The sequence below is a fragment of the Tsukamurella sp. II2bb genome (assembly GCF_057815145.1).
In genome coordinates this window covers 708,465-728,306 of sequence record NZ_JBYPZI010000001.1, presented here as the reverse complement: position 1 = coordinate 728,306, position 19,842 = coordinate 708,465, and the positions used below count along the sequence as shown (strand labels likewise).

General features: G+C 70.0%; 16 protein-coding genes, 1 pseudogene and 1 riboswitch. Of the genes and pseudogenes, 3 read left to right on the top strand and 14 right to left on the bottom strand.

Annotation, left to right across the window (positions count from 1 at the left end):
• Positions 1-3: 3 nt before the first annotated feature.
• From AC21LY_RS03880 to AC21LY_RS03845, 8 genes and pseudogenes are all read right to left on the bottom strand, one after another.
• Positions 4-138 (bottom strand): hypothetical protein, encoded by a 135-nt coding sequence (locus tag AC21LY_RS03880; protein WP_489045437.1) that lies wholly within the window; start codon positions 136-138, stop codon positions 4-6.
• A gap of 133 nt (positions 139-271) precedes the next feature.
• A pseudogene (locus tag AC21LY_RS03875) lies at positions 272-1,045 on the bottom strand (alcohol dehydrogenase catalytic domain-containing protein); the annotation flags it as partial.
• A 50-nt stretch (positions 1,046-1,095) separates the two neighbouring features.
• Positions 1,096-1,509, bottom strand: a complete 414-nt coding sequence (locus tag AC21LY_RS03870) for a hypothetical protein (protein ID WP_489045006.1) — start codon at positions 1,507-1,509, stop codon at positions 1,096-1,098.
• A gap of 42 nt (positions 1,510-1,551) precedes the next feature.
• Positions 1,552-2,364 carry a 3-oxoacyl-ACP reductase family protein gene (locus AC21LY_RS03865; protein ID WP_489045005.1) on the bottom strand — a complete coding sequence of 271 codons (813 nt, stop codon included), beginning with the start codon at positions 2,362-2,364 and terminating at the stop codon, positions 1,552-1,554.
• Between the two features lie 237 nt (positions 2,365-2,601).
• Positions 2,602-3,372 (bottom strand): SDR family oxidoreductase, encoded by a 771-nt coding sequence (locus AC21LY_RS03860; RefSeq protein ID WP_489045004.1) that lies wholly within the window; start codon positions 3,370-3,372, stop codon positions 2,602-2,604.
• The gene (locus tag AC21LY_RS03855; RefSeq protein ID WP_489045003.1) at positions 3,369-4,832 is read right to left on the bottom strand and encodes a phytoene desaturase family protein; all 1,464 of its coding nucleotides are present in this window, start codon (positions 4,830-4,832) and stop codon (positions 3,369-3,371) included. Before AC21LY_RS03855 ends, AC21LY_RS03860 begins: the two co-directional genes overlap by 4 nt.
• The gene (locus AC21LY_RS03850) at positions 4,829-6,643 is read right to left on the bottom strand and encodes a DUF3556 domain-containing protein (protein WP_489045002.1); all 1,815 of its coding nucleotides are present in this window, start codon (positions 6,641-6,643) and stop codon (positions 4,829-4,831) included. Before AC21LY_RS03850 ends, AC21LY_RS03855 begins: the two co-directional genes overlap by 4 nt.
• 43 nt (positions 6,644-6,686) lie before the next feature.
• Positions 6,687-8,162, bottom strand: a complete 1,476-nt coding sequence (locus AC21LY_RS03845) for a class I adenylate-forming enzyme family protein (RefSeq protein WP_489045001.1) — start codon at positions 8,160-8,162, stop codon at positions 6,687-6,689.
• Positions 8,163-8,358: 196 nt separating this feature from the next.
• Here AC21LY_RS03845 and AC21LY_RS03840 point away from each other — a divergent pair, with 196 nt between their 5' ends.
• The 3 genes from AC21LY_RS03840 (at position 8,359) to thiD (ending at position 12,439) form a co-directional block, all read left to right on the top strand.
• Positions 8,359-9,645: a PucR family transcriptional regulator gene (locus AC21LY_RS03840; RefSeq protein ID WP_489045000.1), complete on the top strand. Its 1,287-nt coding sequence runs from the start codon at positions 8,359-8,361 to the stop codon at positions 9,643-9,645.
• Positions 9,646-9,761: 116 nt separating this feature from the next.
• A riboswitch (TPP riboswitch) is annotated at positions 9,762-9,873 on the top strand.
• Positions 9,870-11,561: a phosphomethylpyrimidine synthase ThiC gene (thiC, locus tag AC21LY_RS03835; RefSeq protein WP_489044999.1), complete on the top strand. Its 1,692-nt coding sequence runs from the start codon at positions 9,870-9,872 to the stop codon at positions 11,559-11,561. It overlaps the preceding riboswitch by 4 nt.
• The gene (gene thiD, locus AC21LY_RS03830) at positions 11,558-12,439 is read left to right on the top strand and encodes a bifunctional hydroxymethylpyrimidine kinase/phosphomethylpyrimidine kinase (RefSeq protein ID WP_489044998.1); all 882 of its coding nucleotides are present in this window, start codon (positions 11,558-11,560) and stop codon (positions 12,437-12,439) included. Before thiC ends, thiD begins: the two co-directional genes overlap by 4 nt.
• A gap of 63 nt (positions 12,440-12,502) precedes the next feature.
• Here the strand turns inward: thiD and AC21LY_RS03825 are convergent, their stop codons facing one another.
• The 6 genes from AC21LY_RS03825 to AC21LY_RS03800 are packed head-to-tail and all read right to left on the bottom strand — an operon-like array spanning position 12,503 to position 19,674.
• Entirely contained in the window at positions 12,503-14,074 is a 1,572-nt protein-coding gene (locus tag AC21LY_RS03825) for an ABC transporter substrate-binding protein (protein ID WP_489044997.1), read from the bottom strand.
• Positions 14,067-15,812 carry an alkyl sulfatase dimerization domain-containing protein gene (locus AC21LY_RS03820; protein WP_489044996.1) on the bottom strand — a complete coding sequence of 582 codons (1,746 nt, stop codon included), beginning with the start codon at positions 15,810-15,812 and terminating at the stop codon, positions 14,067-14,069. The genes AC21LY_RS03825 and AC21LY_RS03820 overlap by 8 nt, the downstream gene beginning before the upstream one ends.
• Positions 15,809-16,849, bottom strand: coding sequence for an ABC transporter ATP-binding protein (locus tag AC21LY_RS03815; protein WP_489044995.1), 1,041 nt, complete (start codon positions 16,847-16,849; stop codon positions 15,809-15,811). The genes AC21LY_RS03820 and AC21LY_RS03815 overlap by 4 nt, the downstream gene beginning before the upstream one ends.
• Positions 16,849-17,838 (bottom strand): ABC transporter ATP-binding protein, encoded by a 990-nt coding sequence (locus AC21LY_RS03810; protein WP_489044994.1) that lies wholly within the window; start codon positions 17,836-17,838, stop codon positions 16,849-16,851. The genes AC21LY_RS03815 and AC21LY_RS03810 overlap by 1 nt, the downstream gene beginning before the upstream one ends.
• A complete protein-coding gene (locus AC21LY_RS03805) occupies positions 17,835-18,737 on the bottom strand; it encodes an ABC transporter permease (protein WP_489044992.1) in 903 nt (300 codons plus the stop codon). The genes AC21LY_RS03810 and AC21LY_RS03805 overlap by 4 nt, the downstream gene beginning before the upstream one ends.
• On the bottom strand, positions 18,718-19,674 hold the full coding sequence (locus AC21LY_RS03800; protein ID WP_489044991.1) for an ABC transporter permease: 957 nt from the start codon (positions 19,672-19,674) through the stop codon (positions 18,718-18,720). The genes AC21LY_RS03805 and AC21LY_RS03800 overlap by 20 nt, the downstream gene beginning before the upstream one ends.
• Between the last annotated feature and the right edge of the window lie 168 nt (positions 19,675-19,842).

The following is a 19,842-nucleotide window of genomic DNA, read 5'->3' as shown; positions in this document are numbered from 1 at the left end:
CGATCAGGGCACGAGGATGGCGCGGCCCGCGACTCGACCCGCTTCCAGATCGTCGACGGCCTGCTGGAACCGTTCGAGCGGGTACTTCACGGTGTCGATGGAGATCCGACCACGCTGCGCCAGGCCGATGACGTCCACCAGGTCCCGCCTCGTCCCGCCGTACGAGCGCTGGACGGTGACGCCCCACGGAAGCGATTCCCCCTTCGACCCCTGCGTTGAACGGGAACGAGCCGCCGCCGAGGCCCACCAGCCGGAGGGCACCCTCCGCCGCGACGACCCGCCGGGCGAGGTCGATCGTGGGCCCGATGCCGACGAGATCGAGGACCACATCGGCTCCGACACCGTCGGTCTCAGCGAGGATCGTCTCGATCGCCTGCTCGTTGCTGTCGAGGACCAGGTCGGCACCGTGCTCGGCGGCCGCGGCTCGCTTGGCGGCATCGGTGTCGAGCGCGATGATCCTGGACGCGCTCACCGCGGCGAGGATCTGCACGGCGATGTGGCCGAGGCCGCCGAGGCCGATGACCACGACGGTCGCTCCCGGGGTCAGCCGGTCGAGCACGGTGTTGATCGCGTGCATGGGCGTGACTCCGGCGTCGGTGAGCGGAGCCGCGGTCGCGGGGTCCAGATCTCCGATCGGCACGGCGTGCTGCGCCGGGACCACGATGTACTCGGCCATGGATCCGTCCGGGCCCAGGCCCGGGGTCAGCGGAAGCCCGGTACGGGTTCCCGCTGTGGTGCACGCGTTCTCGCGGCCCTCGACACAGGCGCGGCAGGTGCCGCAGCTCCAGATAAGGTTGACCACGACCGCCTCGCCCTCGGTCACCCCGGTCACGTCGTCGCCGACCGCGTCGACCCATCCGCCGCCCTCGTGGCCGACGGTGCCGCCGAAGGCCGGCCACGCGTCACCGAGGTGCAGGACGTGGAGGTCGGAGTGGCACAGACCGGCGCCCGCGACCCTGATCCGGACCTGTCCCGGTCCGGGCTCGGGCTTGTCGACCTCTTCCAGTTCGAGAGTGCCTGGACCGGTGAGTTTTACTGCGCGCATGATTGATTCACTTTCTTCTTGGTGATCGAGATACATGTGTTCCGTGCGACTCAGGGATGCGAGGCGCAGGTGGTGAGAATCGTGGTGATCTGAGCATCGATGGGTGCACGCCACGCCGAGTACGCGTCCGCCGGGCCGGGCGCCATCTGGCGGGCCGTCGTGACCAACTGCTTCTCGGCGGTTCCGACGGTCTGCAGCACCGACGTGACCGTGCCCACGCCGCCGGGGATCGCATTGATGACGGTACAGATGAATCCGGTCAGCGGATCGGGTGCCGCGCTCGGAGCGGGCGCCTTCGGGGCCGGCGCCTTCGGCGCGGGAGCCTTCGGGGCGGGAGCGTGCGAGGCGGCGGGGCGGGGCTTGGGCGAGGTGGGTACCCCTGGAGTCGCGCCGGCGATACCGGCGCCCCCGGCGACGAGTGCTCCGCAGAGTGCGGCGGTAGCGACTGATCGAGCGATGACCATGGTGACCTTTCGTTGTGGGTTGCGCAGGACGACGGAAGCCCCCTACATGTCGTAGCCGCCGTTGACACCCCAAATCTGGCCGGTGATGTAGCCGGACGCGTCCGAGGCGAGGAAGCTCACGACGCGGGCGATCTCGGAGGGATCCGCGATGCGCCCGACGGGGATCTGCTTGCGGAGCTTGTCGATGACCTTGTCCGGCATCGCGGCGACCATCTCGGTCGCGACCATGCCCGGACTGACGGTGTTGACGGTGATGCCAATCGCGTTGCCCTCGAGCTTGCCCTGCCGCCCGAGTGCGAACGTCGCCTCGCGAGCAAGGGTCTTCGTCAGGCCGAACAGACCGGATTTGGAGGACGCGTAGTTGGCCTGACCGACGTTGCCGGTCTCGCCCACCACGGAGGAGAGGTTGATGACGCGTCCGGTGCCCCGCTCCACCATGTGGGCGAGCGCGGTCTGCGAGATGTAGAACGCTCCCGAGAGATTCACCCGGAGCACCGATTCCCAGTCGTCGTCCGTGAGCTCGAGGAAGACCTTGTCGGCGGTGATTCCGGCGTTGTTGACGAGGATGTCGAGGCGTCCGTGACCGGCGATGACCTCCGCCACGGTGCGCCGACAGTCGTCCGCGCTGCCGACGTTCCCGACGTGGCCCGACGCTCGCGCCCCCGACGTCGCGGTGATCGCGGCGAGTTCTTCGACGAAGGCGTCCGCCTGAGGACTCTCCTTGCTGTGGCCGACGGCTACGCTCGCGCCGAGGGCCGCGAGGTGGCGGGCGATGGCCGCCCCGATCCCGCGCGTGCCTCCGGTGACGAAGGCGACGCGGCCGCGCAGCTCATCGGTGCTGGGTACGGTGGACATGACTGTTCTCCTCATTCGATCGGCGAGCCGCCGGTGCGGCGGGCGGGGTGGCGCAGCGCATTCAGTGCGCTGGGCCCCTTTTGGCCTAACACATCCCGTGCGCCCCTAGGACCCAGGGGCAGGGGCGTCGCTGCGGAGCAGATGTACATGCCGAGGACGCCGAGGTCCTAAAGCTGCAAGGTGATTCGTGGCCCCTGCCCGCTAGCGTGTGACGAGCAGGAAGGCGCCCGGTGATCGTCAGAGCAGTGACTGCCGGAATCCGCCGTCGAGGATCAGGTTGCTGCCGTTGCACCACGAGGATCGATCCGACGCGAAGAACACCGCCGCCTCGGCGATCTCTTCGACGCGGCCGTACCGCGTCTGCTTGCTCTGAATGAGGCCGTCGAATCCGCCGGGCTCCAGGCCGAGGGCGGCCTCGAAGTTCGCCTGGTTGCTCGTCACGAGCGCGGTGTCGATGAACCCCGGCATGAGGCAGTTGGCTCGGATGTTGTGGAAACGCATCTCGGCGGATACGGTCTCGGTCAGATTGCGCACCGCCGCCTTCGCGGCCGCGTAGCTGGCGATCAGACCCGATCCTGCCGTGCCGGTGATCGACCCGACTGTGACGATCGAGCCGCCGCCGGCTGCCAGGAGTGCGGGGAGCGAATGCCGGATGGTGAGGAAGACCCCGTCGAGGTTCACGGCCATCACTTTGCGCCAGTCCTCGAACGAGGTCTCGACGATCGGTGCGGTGATGCCGATACCCGCGTTCGGTACCACCACGTTCAGGGAGCCGAGCTGGGCGACCACGTCGTCAATCCCGGCGCGTACCTGCGCCTCGTCGGTCACGTCCATGGTCAGGCCGATCGCGCCGTCGATCGTGGCGGCAGTGGCGGCTGCGGCGTCGCCGTCGATGTCAGCCACGGCGACGCGCGCTCCCTCGGCGGCGAAGGCGCGGGCGATCGCTGCGCCGATGCCCGTGGCGGCGCCCGTGACGAGGGCGACCTTGTTCTCGAGTTGTCCGGTCATGCGAGTCTCCTTGTGTCGGATGGATGGGAAACGGAGGGCCGCCGGCGGCGGCCCAGATCGTGGAGCGCGCGGGTCGCGGCGTGGAAGCCGCACATCCCGTGCGCGGCCGGTCCCGGCGGAGTGGCGGCCGAGCAGATGTACATGCCGGGGACGCCGAGGTCGTAGGGCTGCAGCGTAATCCGCGGCCCGAACACCAACTGGAGCGGGTCCTTGGAACCGGTGTTGATGTCACCGCCGACGAAATTGGCGTTGTACCGCGACATCTCCGTCGTCGAGCACACCGCGGTGCCGACGATGCGCTCGCGGAATCCGGGTGCGAACCGTTCGATCTGGCCGATGATCGCCTCGGTCGCGTCGCCGGTGTAGCCGTTCGGCACGTGCGCGTAGCTCCAGACGGGGTGAACATCGCCGGCGGAGCGGGTCGGGTCGGCGAGGTACTGCTGCCCGACCAACACGAACGGACGGTCCGGCATCTGCCCGGCGGCGATCGCGCGCTCGGTCGCGGCGACCTCCGCGAACTCCCCGCCCAGGTGGACGGTGCTGGACCGGCGCGCGTCGGGATTGGCCCACGGCACGCCGTCCTGGACCGCGAAGTCCACCTTGAACGCGCCCGGGCCGCGCCGGAACCGGTGGAACGCCTTGGCGATCCGTGCGGGCATCCGGTCGCCGACGATCCGCGCCACCTGGTGGGGATCGAGGTCGAACAGCACGATATCGCTCGTCGGCAGCTCGGCGAGCGAGGTGACCCGCGCTCCAGTCTCGATGTCGCCGCCGAGTTCCTCCAGTTCCGCCGCGAGGGCGGCCGCGATCGCGCCGGAGCCGCCCTCCGCGACCTTCCAGCCGAACGCGTGCCCAGCGGTGAGCATGCCCTTGCCGATCGCGGAGCTCATCGGCTCGTGCAGCGGCCGGAAGGCGTGGGCGGCAACGCCGCCCCAGAGTCCGCGCGCCTGCGGGGTCCGCAGCACACGGGCCAGAGCCGCCGCGGGCAGGGCCGTCGGCATCCCGAACCGGCCGAGCGCCACGGGATGCTGCGGCATCCGCAGGAGCGGACCGAGCATCGCGGGCCCGATCCGGTCGAAGTCCCGGACGGAGTGGTCAAACAGCGCGCGCCACGCGCCACCGTCTACCCCCATGCTGTTCGCGGTGTCGTCGACCGAGCGGTGCAGCACCCCGGCGGAACCGTCGTCGAGCGGATGCACGCACTCGAGTTCCGCCGAGCACCAACGCAGCCCGTGCCGTTCCAAGTCGAGTGAGCGGAGGAACGGGGAGCCGACGGCCATCGGGTGGATGGCGGCGCAGTGGTCGTGGATCAGTCCGGGGACGATGCCCTCGAAGGAGCGGGTGCCACCGCCGACGGTGCCGGCCGCCTCGAGGAGCGTGACGTCGACCCCCGCTCGGGCCAGGGTGATCGCGGCGGCGAGCCCGTTGGGGCCGGCGCCGACGACGGTGGCGGTGGTCATGCCTGAACCGCCTTGTGACCGGTGCGGATCTTCGACCAGGTGGGGGTGTGCGGCGCCGGGCCGTCAGGCAACCAGGGCTGGGTCTCGGTGACCTCGTGCACGTTCCAGGTGCCCTCCTCGAGGACGCCGAGGGCGGCGTCGATCACCCTGTACGACTGGGTCTTCTTGTGCACGGGCTGTGACTCGACCCAGACGATGACGCACTCGCCGGGCTCGAACTGCGCCTCGTCCTGGACCGCCTTGATCATGTCCATGCCGTGCAGGTGGCCGTCACCGAAATTGAAGCCGATGATCGAGTTGCACAGGAACTCGGCTTCGCGGACGGTGCGGCTGTCGATGTCCGGCAGGGTGGCCAGGAGCACCGAGAACAGTCCGCGGCCCTGGCTGTGCAGCGAACGCCAGCCGATGGTCATCTGCAGGGTGATCTCCGCCCAGTCCGGCGGGTAGCCCGCGGCGATGAACTGGTCGACCTGGTTGGGGGCGGAGCGGGTGACGCGGTTGAGCTTCTGCTCGGCGCCGGGTGTGAAGGTCCACAGGCCCGAGGCCCAGTTGCCGGCGTACTGCCGCATCGAGGGCAGGAAGGAGACCTTGTCGGGCCGGAGGTTGCCGAGGATCGGGAAGAATGCCAGGGCGGCGGTGATGGTGATCGCGAGCCAGGCGGGATTCATGTCCCACAGCGCATATCCGCTGTCGGCGGGGAAGCCGATGAACAGGGTGATCGCGGTGTAGCCGAACAGCAAGTTCCACTCCAGTGGCACGGCCAGCGGGAAGGTGGAGATGATGAACAGGTGGTAGAGGCACATGAAGACGGCCGCCACGACGGTCACGGTGCGGTTGGTCGAGAACAGCAGGATCAGCGGGGCGATGATCTCCACGACGACGCCGGGGCCATGCGCGAGGAACCGGGCGAAGCCGGACGGGCGCATATCGTCGGGGAAGCTCCTGTACTGCATCTTCTTGAACCAGCTGCCCGGGACGAGCGGGCTATTGGAGACCATGGGCGGGATGACCATGGTGAAGTGGTGGTTGCACTTGGACAGTCCAGCGCCGACCCAGACCACGCCGATCACGAGCTTGAGCGCGATGATCATGTTGTCGAAGCCGTGCTCGCCGAAGAGCAGCGGCAGGGTCGCGAAGGCCAGCATCGGAGGCAGGTACTGCTCACCGCGGGCCGCGAGGAAGACCGTCTTGTCCCGCAGGCCGATCAGGATCAGTAGAACCAGCGGAGCGATCAGCAGCTCCGGGCGCATCAGGCCGTGCGAGGCGTCGATTCCGAGCGCGGCCATGGAGGCGCTGAATCCGCCCAGGTCCCCGACGCCGGGGAGCACGATGCCGGTCAGCAGCGAGACCAGCATGGCCAGGTAGACGACGACGTCGAAGACGGTGCGCCGATCACCGGCCGTGCCGGGGACCCACTTCCACGGCCGCAGGCGGATCGTGCCAGGCTTGGCCCAGAATAGGATTCCGCCGGTCATCGGCTTGGCCTTACCGGCGAGCGGCCCCCAGGAGCCGGCGATGCCGATGGCTTCGAGCATGACCGTCCAGAGCACGAGCTTCTGGTAGACGATGGGCTGGTTCCACCACTCGTCCAGGGCGAAGGGCTGCATGCCCGAGGTCAGCGTGGCGATCGCGACGCCGCCGAGACCGTAGAAGACGAACAGCTTGAGCACGTAGATGGTGTGCACCATGTACGGGGTGCCGAAACCGTATTCGGCCCACTGGGTGCTCAGTACGCGGATGCGCTCCATGAGGGGGCGCTGGAGGAATTCCTCGGGTTCCACCGCGGGGAACACCGGATCCTTGAATCCCATGATGACTCTCCTTGATCGATCGGTTCTATTGATGTGACTGGTGTTACGACGCCGCGGTCGGCGACGTGAGGCGCTTGCGCAGGGTGGGCTTGTCGAGCTTGCCGACGGCGTTCTTCGGCAGGGTCGGTAGCACGGTGATCTGTGCGGGCAACTTGTACTTCGCGAGCTTCTCCGAGGCGTGCGCGAGGATCTCGGCGTCGCCGAGCACCGCACCGTCGCTGAGTGCGACGAACAGGACCGGCACCTCGCCGAACTTCGGGTCGGGCCGTCCCACCACGGCCGCCTCGGCGACCTGCGGCAGCTGGTAGATCACGGCCTCGATCTCCTTGGGGTAGATGTTCTCGCCGCCCCGGATGATGAGGTCCTTCGCGCGGTCGACGAGGGTGAGGTAGCCGTCCTCGTCGAGAAAGCCGATGTCGCCCGTCCGCAGCCATCCGTCGACGAGCGTGCTCGCGGTGTCCTCCGGACGATTGAGGTAGCCGCGCATCACGTTCGGTCCGGCGATCACCACGTCGCCCGGCTCTCCGGCCGGCCGCTCGGCACCGTCGGGGCCGAGGACCGCGACGGTCACGCCGGGAATGGCGGGACCGACGGTGCCGACCTTGCGGACGCCGTCGTACGGGTTGACCGTGGCGACGCACGTGCACTCGGAGAGCCCGTAGCCCTCGACGAGGGGGAAGCCGAAGCGCTTCTCCACCTTCGTGAGCAGTTCGACGCTCGCCGGGGCGGCACCGCAGATGCCGAACCGGATCGACGAGGTGTCCGGACGGACCTCGGCGGGCAGATCGACCAGCATCTGATAGATCGTCGGCACGGCCGAGAAGTAGGTGGGCCGCGCCTGCTCGACCCTGTCGAAGAAGGTCTCCGGCTTGAACCTGCCCGCCACCGTCGCCCGGCCGCCCGCGAGCAGCGGCGACAGCGTGCCCACGATGATCCCGTTGGCGTGGAACAGCGGCAGGATCAGCAGGCTGTGGTCCTCCGCGGTCAGGCCGAGGGCCTCCCCGAGCGACTGGCACTGCGCGGTGAGGTTCGCGTGATCGAGATGCACGCCCTTGGGCCGGCCCGTGGTGCCGGAGGTGTAGATGAGCAGCGCGAGATCGTCATCGCGCGGTTCGGCGGCAGGCGCGAGGGCATCGGTTCCGGTCACACCGTAGAGATCGGCGGTGAGCAGGACCGGTGCTCCCAGATCCTCGGAGCGGTCGTTATCGGTGACCAACATCTTCGACTCGGCGTCCGTCGCCTGATAACGGATCTCGTCGGCGGTCAACGCGGGATTGATCGGGGTGACCGCGGCGCCGAGTCGCCACGCCGCGAAGAGCGTCACGATCAGGTCGACGGTGTTGGGCAGGAGCACGGCCACGACGTCACCCCGGCCGACACCACGCTGGGCGAGCGTGGCGGCGGCACGGTCGATGAACTGGTCGAACGCGGTGTTGTCGAGATCGCGGCCGTCGTCGGCGACCGCCGGCTCCGACGGTGCCGTAGTGGCCCGGCGTGCGGGGAGGAGTGCGAAGTGCATCGGTGGCCTCTCAGGTGGGATGCGTGTTCTGGCTCACCGAGAAATCTATGGCGGCGTGACCGCAGTCACATCGTCCGTAACCGCCAACGTTCCAGTGCCCTTTGTCGCCGACCGACAACTCCAGCCGATAGCGAACGCGAACGGATTCCCGCGGATCAGCACCCGGGACAGCGCCCGATCGCTACGCTCGGAAGCCATGCCGGACCACCCCGACGCACCGTCCGAGCCGAACTCCGCCGCGGGCGCGGTAGCCGCGCGCATGGAGCCCCGGCTCGCCGGCATCACCGATGCCGTCCGGGACGTGATCGTCGCCCAGATCCCCGAACTGCGGGGCGACACCCAACTCGTCGAGCTCCTCCGCGCCAGCGTCGAAGGCAACATCGCGACCATCCTCACCGCCATCCGGCACGGCATCACCGTCTCCGGCGTCACCGCCCCCGTCGCGGCCGTCGAATACGCCCGACGCCTCGCCCAGCACGACGTCACTCCCAACGCCCTCGTCCGCGCCTACCGCCTCGGCCAACAAGAACTCCTCCGGCTCGTCTTCGCCGAGATCCGGGCCGGCGGACTCGACCCCGAATCCGCACTCGAAGTCTTCGAGGCCACCTTCACGGCGACCTCGCAGTACATCGACTGGATCTCCGAGCAGGTGATCGAGGAGTACCGCCAGGAACTCGGCCGGTGGCGCGAGAGCCGCGCCCGCATCCGGGACGATCAGGTGCGCCGAATCCTCGCCGGCAACACCGACTCCCACGCGATCGACGAACTGATGAGGACCCTGCGCTACCCGCTGCGCGAGCGCAGCCTCGCCGTGATCATGTGGTATTCGCGGCCGGAGCTCGAACGCGGCGAGCTCACCGGTATGGAACGATTCCTCCGCCACGCGGCCACGCAGCTCGGCGCATCGGCGGCGCCGCTGTTCATGGCGCACGATCGGCAGACCGCGTGGGGCTGGATCCCGCTCCCTGCGGCGGCCGCCGACGGTGCGGTCGAGGCCCTCCGCCACCTCGGCGCGACCGAGGATCGTGCGCCCTCGCTGGCGATCGGCTCACCGCGTCGGGGTGTCGCGGGGTTCGTCCGCTCCCACGAGCTCGCCCTGCAGGCCCGCGCGGTGGCGCTCCGCGCACCGGGCGACGACAGGGTCACGGTGGCGAGCGACGACACCGGCGTGGTGATCGCCGCCATGCTCGACGGCGATCTCTCCACCGCCGGCGTCTGGATCCGCGAAGTCCTCGGCCCCCTCGCCGAACCCACCGAATCCGATGCCCACCTACGTCACTCGCTCCAGGTCTATCTCGAAGCCGGCTCCAGCTTCACCAACGCCGCACCCATCCTCCACCTGCACACCAACACCGTGAAATACCGCGTCCGCAAAGCGATCGAACGCCGCGGCCGCCCCCTCGAAGACGGCCGCCTCGACGTCGAGATCGCGCTCCTGCTCTGCCGGCGGTTCCCCACACTCCTCGGGCCGGAGCGTCCCTGATACGGCGATTCCGCCCCGGCGTTCGCCGGTCACGAACGCAGGTCCGCGCAGGCATCACACGGATCGAGTGAGCACCGAACCCGTGACCTCCGCCGAAGTGTGCGTTACGCTCGGTGACGCACACCATCGGGAGCTCGCCGCAGCGAGCTGAGAGGACGTCTAGAGCGGGCGTCGACCGTACGAACCTGTCCGGGTAATGCCGGCGTAGGGAAGAGGAGTCCCGTATGTCTGTTTCCGTCTCAGCCCCCGTCTCCACCGTCACCGTCGGCCCGATCGAGGGGTCCGAGAAGCGCTACCGCACCGTCTCCGGTGTCCCGGAAGGCGGAGCTGACCTCCACGTCCCGTTCCGGCGGATCGCCCTGACCAACGGCGACCACCACGACGTCTACGACACCTCCGGCCCGTACACGCAGTACACCGCCGAGGACCAGCTGCACGATCTCGCCGAGGGCCTGCCGAAGACCCGCGACAGCTGGCACCGGCCCGCTCCGGTCGACGGTGCGAGCACTCAACTCGCGTGGGCGCGTGCGGGAATCATCACCGACGAGATGCGTTTCGTCGCCGCTCGGGAGGGCTTCGAGCCGGAGCAGGTGCGCGCGGAGGTCGCCGCCGGGCGCGCCGTGATCCCCGCCAACCGCAAGCACCCCGAGCTGGAGCCGGCGATCATCGGCAAGGCCTTCGCGGTGAAGATCAACGCGAACATCGGCAACTCGGCCGTGACCAGCTCGATCGCCGAGGAGGTCGAGAAGATGGTGTGGGCCACCCGCTGGGGCGGCGACACGATCATGGACCTGTCCACCGGCAAGGACATCCACGAGACCCGCGAGTGGATCATGCGCAACGCGCCGGTCCCCGTCGGTACGGTCCCGATCTACCAGGCGCTCGAGAAGGTCAAGGGTGACCCGACGAAGCTGACCTGGGAGATCTTCCGGGACACGGTGATCGAGCAGTGCGAGCAGGGCGTCGACTACATGACGGTGCACGCCGGCGTGCTGCTGCGCTACGTGCCGCTCGCCGCGAACCGGGTGACGGGCATCGTCAGCCGCGGCGGATCGATCATGGCCGCCTGGTGCCTCGCCCACCACGAGGAGTCCTTCCTGTACACGCACTTCCGCGAGCTGTGCGAGATCCTCCGCGAGTACGACGTGACCTTCTCCCTCGGCGACGGACTGCGCCCGGGTTCCATCGCGGACGCCAACGACGAGGCGCAGTTCGCCGAGCTCCGCACCCTGGGCGAGCTGACGAAGATCGCGAAATCCTATGGTGTGCAGGTCATGATCGAAGGACCCGGGCACGTCCCGATGCACAAGATCGTGGAGAACGTGCGGCTCGAGGAGGAGCTGTGCGAGGAGGCGCCGTTCTACACGCTCGGCCCGCTCGCCACCGATATCGCGCCGGCGTACGACCACATCACCTCCGCGATCGGCGCGGCGATCATCGCGCAGGCCGGCACCGCCATGCTCTGCTACGTCACGCCGAAGGAGCACCTGGGCCTGCCGAACCGCGACGACGTCAAGACGGGCGTGATCACCTACAAGATCGCGGCGCACGCCGCGGACCTCGCGAAGGGACATCCCGGCGCACAGGCCCGCGACGACGAGCTGTCCAAGGCGCGCTTCGAGTTCCGCTGGGTGGACCAGTTCAACCTGTCGCTGGACCCGGACACCGCGCGCGAGTTCCATGACGAGACGCTGCCCGCCGAGCCGGCGAAGACGGCGCACTTCTGCTCGATGTGCGGGCCGAAGTTCTGCTCCATGCGGATCAGCGCAGACGTGCGCGCCTACGCGCAGGAGCACAACCTGGTGACACAGGAGGACATCGACGCCAAGCTGGCCGCGGACATGGCTGCCAAGTCGCAGGAGTTCGCCGAGGCCGGTGGGCGCGTGTATATCCCGCTCGACACCGTGCGCGCGTGAGCGGTCCGCGCCGGGTCGAGGTCGAGGTCGGCGGACCGTCGCGCCTGCCGACCGCACCGCGGGGCACCGCCCCGCGCCGGGTGCTGACCATCGCCGGATCGGATTCCGGTGGGGGCGCGGGCATCCAGGCGGACCTGCGGACCTTCGCCGTGCTCGGACTGCACGCCTGTGTGGCAGTTACCGCGGTCACGGTGCAGAACACCGTGGGCGTGCAGGACTTCCGCGGCGTCGAGCCGGCGATCGTGGCGGCGCAGATCCGGTCCGTCGCGGGTGATATCGGCGTCGAGGCCGCGAAGACGGGGATGCTGGCGTCCACGGAGATCATCGAGGCGGTGGCGGCCGCGGCCGACGCCGAGAGCATCGGACACGGCCGCGCCGTGCCGCTGGTGGTCGACCCGGTGGCCGCGTCGATGCACGGCGACCCCCTGCTCGCCACCGAGGCTCTCGACGCGCTGCGGTCGGTCCTGATCCCCCGCGCCACGCTGGTCACTCCCAACCTCGACGAGGTCCGACTGATCACCGGCGTCGAGGTGGTGGACGCCGCCACTCAGCGCACCGCCGCGGAAGCGCTGCTGGCGCTCGGAGCCCAGTGGGCGCTGGTCAAAGGCGGCCATCTCAGGGATCACCCGGACAGCCCCGACCTGCTCACCGACGGGGCGGAGTCCGTCGAGTTCACCGCGCCCCGCGTCCCGACCGGGCACGATCACGGCGGCGGCGACACACTCGCCGCCGCCATCACCGCGGCCCTCGCGCACGGCCGGACAGTGCCCGCCGCCGTCGAGTTCGGCAAGGCCTGGGTGACCGAGGGCCTGCGCTGGGCCTACCCGCTCGGCGCGGGCCACGGCCCCGTCAACCCGCTCTGGTCCATCGCCGATTGAACACCGTTACGGAGAGTAAATCGCAGGTCGGATTCTCCATAACGGTGTTCAATCGCGGTGGGGTCAGTTCACGATGTACGCGTCGATGAGCCGCATGATGTTGTCGGGCCGGTCGGGGATGCCGTGCACATTGACCCGCATCACCCGGCGCCAGTCCGCACCCCACAGGTAGCAGTAGGGCATGCTGTCCGCGAGGCGTTCGGAGACGGTGCGGTACAGCGCCTTCCGCTGATCCTTGTCCGACGGCACGGTGGCCGCGCGCATCAGCGGATCGAGTTCGGGTTCGTCGAGGAGCACGAAGTTGGAGCTCTTCTTGCCCGGCGTCGCCGCCGCACTGCTGAACCACCGGCTCACGTTCCCGTCGGGATCCATCGAACCGCGCCACCGGTAGAGCATCGCGTCGAACCGGTGGGCGAACGAATTGTCCACCAGCGTCGGCTGGTCGATCGGCCGGATGGTCGCCTTGATGCCCGCCACGCCCCACTGCGCCAGGAGGGCCTGCGCGATCCGGGTGTTGTCCGGCGACGCCGTCAGCTGCAGCTCGAACGAAAGCCCGCCGAGCTCCTTCACGAGTGCCGCCGCGCCCTGCGGGTCGTAGCGCGGGTACCCCGCCACGGGGCCGAGGTCGTACGGACTTCCGGTGGGGAACGGCGACTGCTGGCCCGTGAGCCGGACGCCGCCGAACAGCGCCTCGTCGATCAGCTCGGGGCTGAGCGCCATGCACGCGGCCCGCCGCGCGCGCCGGTCCTGGAACGGCGAGCCGGGCCCGCTCTGGAACATGACGAAGTTCGATCCCACGGCCCCCTGCTCCCGGATCTGCAGCGCGCGGTTCAGCTTCGCGTCGTTGAGCCAGGTGGGCGAGATGTTCTCGGCGACGTCGACAGCGCCGGAGGTCAGGCTCGAGTACCGGGAGTCGATATCGGCGATCACCCGGAACTCGACCGCGTCGAGGTAGGGCCGGCGGGGATCGCGGTAGTCCTTCCACCGGGTGAACCGGACCGAGTTGTCGGGCACCTGTCCGGCGAAGACGAAGGGCCCGGTACCCACGGGGCGCGCGCCCAGGTCGCCGCCCGATTCCGCGATGGCCTTGGGCGAGGCCATGAGCCCGGCGGCGGAGGCCAGGACCATCGTCGGGAATCCCGAGTGCGGGTACTTCAGCGAGAACTCCACGGTGAGCGGGTCCACCGTCCGGACGCCGGCGAGCATGGCGATCTCACCGAGGCACGAGCACCCGTTCTTCGGGTTGCTCATCCGGTTCACGTTCACCACCACCGCGTCCGCGTCGAACGGCACGCCGTCCTGGAAGCGGACGCCGTCCCGCAGCCGCACCGTGTAGTGCAGGCCGTCGGGGCTCACCTCGTACCCCACGGCCAGATTGGGCACCGTCTCGCCGTCCGCGTCCAGATCGAACAGCGGCTCGTAGACCGTCTGCAGCACGCTGGAGCTGACGTAGGTGGTGGCGCGCAGCGGATCCAGCGACACCCAGCTGCCCTCGACGCCGACGGTCAGGGTGCCCCCGTACTGCGGATCGGTGCGGCCACCGCCGGGGATCGCCGCCTGCCCGCAGGCGGACAGCAGGAGAAGGCCGGCCAATCCGAGAACGATCGCCCGGGCCCACCCGAGGTACTCACGCATGCGCATCGGACGCCCCCGGCTGGGGATCGAACAGGCCGAAGAACTCCACGACGGCGGCGTCGTCGTGTCCCGCCGTTCCCGCCCCCGCCCGCACCGTCACGGAACCGTCGGCGACGGCGTCCGCCCAGTCGCGGTCGCCCGCGTACAGGGCGGCCCAGGTAGCGCGGTCCATGCTCACCGTGACGTCGGGCGGGTACGGGTGCGCGGCCGGATCCGGTACGAACTCGCACACGGCGCGCCGGACGTGCAGGGCCGCGGTCACCCCGGCATCGGTGAGCTCGATCGCCACCATCCGCACCGTATCGCCGCTGCGCTCCGGGTCCAGCCGGACGCGCAGGTGGTCGATGGACAGGGCGGCGGGGGCGCGGAGCACCGCCTCGGCGGTGACGGGTACCGCGGGCGGGATCCGCACGGCGCCTTCGAGTTCCCGGGCGTAACTGAGGTAGAAGTGCCGGGCGATGGAGCCGCCGGCACGCTGCCCGAGCGCGCGGACGGTGCGGGCCTTGAGCTCCCGGTGGCCGGGGTTCGACGGGTCGGTGCACAGCAGGTGCCCCGCGAGGACCGCGGCCCACGACAGCTCCTCGCGCTCGAGGGCCGCCTCCACCGCGGTGCGCACGGCGCCGACGCCGCCGAAGCCCTCGACGATCCGCTGCGCCTCGAGTTCGCGCGGGGGCGGGTTGATGCTCTCCGGCCGGCCGTCGAACCAGCCGAACACCCGCTCGTACACGTACGGCGGCTGGTACTGGGTCTCGCCGTAGCCGTCGCGGTTCCTCGGCTGCTCCCGCAGGTACTCGGGCAGCCGGACGAAGGACCGCAGCTCGTCCGGACCGAGCCCGTGCAGGATGCCGCGCAGCGATTGGTCGAGGGTGTACGCGACCGCGTCGGCGTACGACTCGAGCGTCTCCGCGATCACCTCCGCGCCGGTCAGGTGCGCCCCGTGCGTGTTCACCAGGTACTCGGGCCGCAGGTCCCGCAGGTGCAGGAGGCCGTCGCGCCACGACTGCGGGTCGCGGTAGCCGGTGCCGCGCAGGGCGTAGAAGTTCGGGATGGTCGGCCACAGGAAGTTGTTCAGCGCGAGTCCCAGGTCGGGGAACCAGGCGGTGAGGGTGTCGTCCGAGTCGGTGCGGTACCGGGTGGAGAACCGCACCCGCAGACCGGCGATCGTCATCTCCTCGCCGTCGGCCACCGGGCGGTCCACCGGGAGGGTCCCCTGCGGCGACGCGGCCGGGTAGGTCGCGCCGACGGGCGCGTCCGGGCCCTCGGTGGGCAGGTAGGCGGCGAACTGTCGCCGGAACCGCACGGTGAGGGCCGGGGCGGCCTCGGGGAAGTCCATGGCGTCGGCGCCGCGCTCGAGGTTCCCGTTCACAGCCGGGTGGCCGATCACCGGCGGCCGCGGCCCCGACGCGGGCAGGAAGGCACGGGCGCCGTGTGCGTAGTGGTTGTGGCTGTAGATGATCGCGGCGACGGGCTTGTCGGTGATCGAGCGCAGCGCGGCCATCGCCCGCTCACCGTCCTCGAGATCGGTCCCGGTGTCGTACACGACGACTCCCTCGGGTCCCTCCACGAACGTCCGGTTCACGATCGAACCGCCCACGTACGAATGGATACCGTCGGCGATGGTCACCAGGCCGGCGGTCCGGTGCCGCCGCGCACCGGCGTGGAGGTCGGCGGCGGCGACGGCGCCGTTGGGCGCGACGACGGTGCCGAGCGTCTCGCCGTTGTACCGGTCGGTCTTCATCGGGTGTCCTCCTTCATGCTCCCGGCGCGGGAGGCGATGGTCAGCGGGAAGTGGCACGCCACCCGGCGGCCGGGATCGAGCTCGCGCAGCGGCGGGGTCTCCTCGGCACAGAGCTCGGTCGCGCGGGGGCACCGCGTACGGAATCGACAGCCGGACGGCGGCGCCAGCGGCGACGGGATCTCGCCGCGCAGAGGCGGCGGCCTCGTGCCGTCCGGCTCCACCTTCGGGACCGCGTCGAGAAGTGCCGACGTGTACGGGTGGGCGGGCGATCCGTAGATCGCGTCCCGCGGCCCGATCTCCACCAGCCTGCCGAGGTACATGACCCCGATCCGGTCGCTGATGTAGCTGACCACGGCCAGATCGTGCGCGATGAACAGGTAGGTCAGTCCCAGCTCCCGGCCCAGTCGGCGGAACAGGTTGAGGATCTGCGCCTGCACGGAGACGTCCAGGCTGGACACCGACTCGTCGCAGACCACCAGCTTCGGATTCAGCGCCAGTGCTCGGGCGATCCCCACGCGCTGCGCCTGGCCGCCGGACAGCTGGCGGGGCGTGCGGTCCGCGAAGCGGTCGGGATCGAGGCCGACGAGATCGAGGAGCTCCCCCACCCGGGCGGCGCGGCTCGCGGCGTCGCCGACCCGGTGGACGACCAGCGGCTCGGCGACGATGTCGCGGACCTTCCACCCCGGGTTGAGCGAGGAGAACGGGTCCTGGAAGACCATCTGCATCTGCGACCGGAGCGCACGCAGCTCGGCCTTCGAAGCCCCCACGAGGTCGGCACCGTCGAACAGCACCTGCCCGGAGGTCGGGCGCGGCGCCTGCAGCACGGCCCGCGCCGTCGTCGACTTGCCGCAGCCGCTCTCCCCGACCAGGCCGAGGGTCTCGCCCCGGTGGATCCGGAAGGAGACGTCGTCGACGGCGCTGACGACGCCGCCGTCCCGGCCCGGGACCGTGAACCGCTGCGTCAGGTTCCGCACGTCGAGCAGGACGTCGCCGGCGGACTCGGCGTCGTGGTCCTGGGCGGCAAGGATGTTCGTCATCAGCTCTCCGATCCGACGGGGTGCCAGCACGCCCACGAGCGCCCGCCGCGGTGCGGGGTGAGGAGCGGTTGCGCCGTCCGGCAGCGTTCCTGTGCGCGGGTGCAGCGCGGCTGGAAGCTGCATCCGGGCCCGAGCCGCGCCAGGTCCGGCGGGGAGCCCTCGATCGCGGGGAGCGGACGATCCCGGTCCGCGTCGAGCGCGGGTATCGAGTCGAGGAGCGCCCGTGTGTAGGGCATCCGCGGGTCGCTGAACAGCGTGCGCGTGGGGGCCGATTCGACGATCCGGCCGGCGTACATGACGAAGACGGTGTCGGAGTACTCCGCCGCGATGCCGATGTCGTGCGTGATCAGCATGACGGCCATGCCCAGCTCCGCCCGCATCTCCCCGATCAGGTCGAGGATCTGCTGCTGCGTGGTGACGTCCAGGGCGGTGGTCGGCTCGTCGGCGATCAGCAGGTCGGGGTTGCAGCTGAGCGCGAGCGCGATCATGACGCGCTGTCGCATGCCGCCGGACAGCTGGTGCGGGTACTCGTCCACCCGGCGGGCCGGCGCCGCGATCCGCACCGCGTCGAGCAGTTCGACGGCGCGGGCCCGGGCCTGCTTGCGGTCCAGGTCCGAATGCAGCCGGATCGCCTCCGTCAGTTGCCGTCCGATCTTCATCGTCGGATTCAGCGAGCGCATGGGGTCCTGGAAGACCATGGAGATCCGGGCGCCCCGCACCGCTCGCCACTCCCGCTCGGACAGTCCGACCAGTTCCCGTCCGTCCAGCCGGACCGACCCCGCCGCCACCCTGCCGGGCGGCGCCGAGAGCCCCATCACCGTGCGGGCGGTCACCGACTTGCCGGATCCGGATTCGCCGACGATCGCGATGGTCTGCCCGCGGTCGACCTGCAGCGAGACGTCACTGACGGCGGTGACGGGACCGCGCGGGCCGGCGAACTCGACCCGGAGGTCCTCGACCGCCAGCAGCGGTGTGGTCGCGGTGCTCATCGGGAGCTCCCCTCGGTGTCGATGCGGTTGCGGATGCCGTCGGCGAGCAGGTTCAGCGACATGACGGTGAGGAACAGGAACATGCCCGGGACGAGGACGATCTGCGGCGCACGGCTGAGGTCGGACTTGCCGTCGGCGATCATGGAGCCCCAGCTCGGCGTGGGTGGCGGGATCCCGAGTCCGAGGAAGCTGAGCGAGGCCTCCGTGATGATCGCGATACCGCAGATCAGCAGGCCGTAGGTCAGCAGCGAGCCGATCACCCGCGGCGCGACGTGCTTGGTGATGACGTGCCAGGAAGATGCCCCGGCCAGCCGGGCGGCGAGGACGAAGTCCCGTTCCCGGACGGCGAGGGCGCCGGCCCGCGCGATCCGGGCGTAGGACGGGATCGCGAAGAACGAGATGGCGATGATCAGGTTCGGGACGCTCGGGCCCAGGTAGGTGGCCACCACCAGCGCGAGGACCAGCGAGGGGAAGGCGAGGAAGACATCGAGGATCCGCATCACGACGGTGTCCACGCGCCCACCCGAGTAGCCCGCCGCGATGCCGAGGGAGCCGCCGACGAGGATGCCGACCGCCACGGATCCCAGCCCGACGACGATCGAGATCCGTCCGCCGTAGAGCGAGCGGGACAGCAGGTCCCGGCCCAGCGCGTCGGTGCCCAGGATGTGCCCGGGCGAGAACGGGCTCATGCGCGAGGCGCCCTCGCCACCGTTGAGGATCCCCAGGTCGGGGTCGAGCACTCCGGGCAGGACCGGCGCCGCCAGACACGCGACCGCGATCAGGGCCAGGAGGACACCGGGGACCAGGACCTCGATCGACGGGCGGCGGGTCCGCCCCGGCGCGGTGTCCACGGCCCCGGGGACGACGGCCGCGGTGGGATCACTGTGCTGCGCGACCATGACGAATCCTCGGATCCAGCGCGGCGTACAGGACGTCCACCGCGAAGTTGATGAGTACGAAGGCGATGGCGATGACGACGACCGCGCCCTGGACCACGACCACGTCGCGCTGGTAGATCGCGTCGATCATGAGCTTGCCGAGGCCCGGCACCGCGAACAAGGTCTCGACGATCACCGCGCCGCCGAGCAGCGCCCCCATGTTCAGTCCGACGACGGTGACCAGGGGGAAGACCGAGTTCCGCAGCACGTGCCGCACGATGACGGTGCCGCGAGCGAGCCCCTTGGCGCGGGCGGTGGTCACGTACTCCTCCTGCCCGAGCTGCGTCACCAGATCGGCGCGCAGCACCCGCATGTAGACCGCGTACAGGCCCACCGAGAGAGTGAGTGCGGGCAGCAGCGCCGTGCGCAGGTTCATCAGCGGATCGTCGGTGATCGGGATCCACCCGGTGGCGGGCAGACCGAACGGGATGGCCACCACCAGCACCAGGATCATGCCGACGAGGAAGGGCGGCATCGCGACGCCGGCGAACGAGGTCAGGCCGGTCAGCCGGTCCAGGAGGGACCCCGGGTTGCGCGCGGAGACGACGGCGACGGGGACGGCGGCCAGGAGCGCGAAGAGCTGCGCGAGCAGCATGATCTCGAGCGAGGCGGGCAGCCGTTGCAGCAGCAGGTCGGTGACCGGTGATCCGGAGGTGAGCGACGCCCCCAGGTCGCCCCCGAGCGCGCCGGTCAGCCAGTGCCAGTAGCGCAGCAGCATCGGATCGTCGAGGCCCAGCTGATCGCGGAGCGCGGCGACCGCCTCGGGCGTCGCCCCGTCGCCCAGGACGCTGGCCGCGGGGTCTCCCGGCAGCAGGTTCAGCAACAGGAACGTGAGCAGACTGACGCCGAACATCACCGGGAGCAGGTGGAGCAGGCGCTTACCCAGCAGCGGCAGCATCGGTCCGCACCTCCGTGGGCCCGTCGAGGAATTGCCCGGAATCGATCACCCGCATTCCTGCGAGTGGGAGATCCGGTTCAACGGGGAAATCGATGGTCCGTGTCATGAAGCCGCTCTTTTCGTGGTGGCATCCGATGTCCGCCTCAAAGGCTGCCATCGGCGATCGAC

Bases quoted from the DNA above. Each gene is read 5' to 3' on its own strand.
- AC21LY_RS03870 (WP_489045006.1), bottom strand. From the start codon at position 1,509: ATGGTCATCGCTCGATCAGTCGCTACCGCCGCACTCTGCGGAGCACTC.
- AC21LY_RS03865 (WP_489045005.1), bottom strand. From the start codon at position 2,364: ATGTCCACCGTACCCAGCACCGATGAGCTGCGCGGCCGCGTCGCCTTC.
- AC21LY_RS03860 (WP_489045004.1), bottom strand. From the start codon at position 3,372: ATGACCGGACAACTCGAGAACAAGGTCGCCCTCGTCACGGGCGCCGCC.
- AC21LY_RS03855 (WP_489045003.1), bottom strand. From the start codon at position 4,832: ATGACCACCGCCACCGTCGTCGGCGCCGGCCCCAACGGGCTCGCCGCC.
- AC21LY_RS03850 (WP_489045002.1), bottom strand. From the start codon at position 6,643: ATGGGATTCAAGGATCCGGTGTTCCCCGCGGTGGAACCCGAGGAATTC.
- AC21LY_RS03845 (WP_489045001.1), bottom strand. From the start codon at position 8,162: ATGCACTTCGCACTCCTCCCCGCACGCCGGGCCACTACGGCACCGTCG.
- AC21LY_RS03840 (WP_489045000.1), top strand. From the start codon at position 8,359: ATGCCGGACCACCCCGACGCACCGTCCGAGCCGAACTCCGCCGCGGGC.
- thiC (WP_489044999.1), top strand. From the start codon at position 9,870: ATGTCTGTTTCCGTCTCAGCCCCCGTCTCCACCGTCACCGTCGGCCCG.
- AC21LY_RS03825 (WP_489044997.1), bottom strand. From the start codon at position 14,074: ATGCGTGAGTACCTCGGGTGGGCCCGGGCGATCGTTCTCGGATTGGCC.
- AC21LY_RS03820 (WP_489044996.1), bottom strand. From the start codon at position 15,812: ATGAAGACCGACCGGTACAACGGCGAGACGCTCGGCACCGTCGTCGCG.
- AC21LY_RS03815 (WP_489044995.1), bottom strand. From the start codon at position 16,849: ATGACGAACATCCTTGCCGCCCAGGACCACGACGCCGAGTCCGCCGGC.
- AC21LY_RS03810 (WP_489044994.1), bottom strand. From the start codon at position 17,838: ATGAGCACCGCGACCACACCGCTGCTGGCGGTCGAGGACCTCCGGGTC.
- AC21LY_RS03805 (WP_489044992.1), bottom strand. From the start codon at position 18,737: ATGGTCGCGCAGCACAGTGATCCCACCGCGGCCGTCGTCCCCGGGGCC.
- AC21LY_RS03800 (WP_489044991.1), bottom strand. From the start codon at position 19,674: ATGCTGCCGCTGCTGGGTAAGCGCCTGCTCCACCTGCTCCCGGTGATG.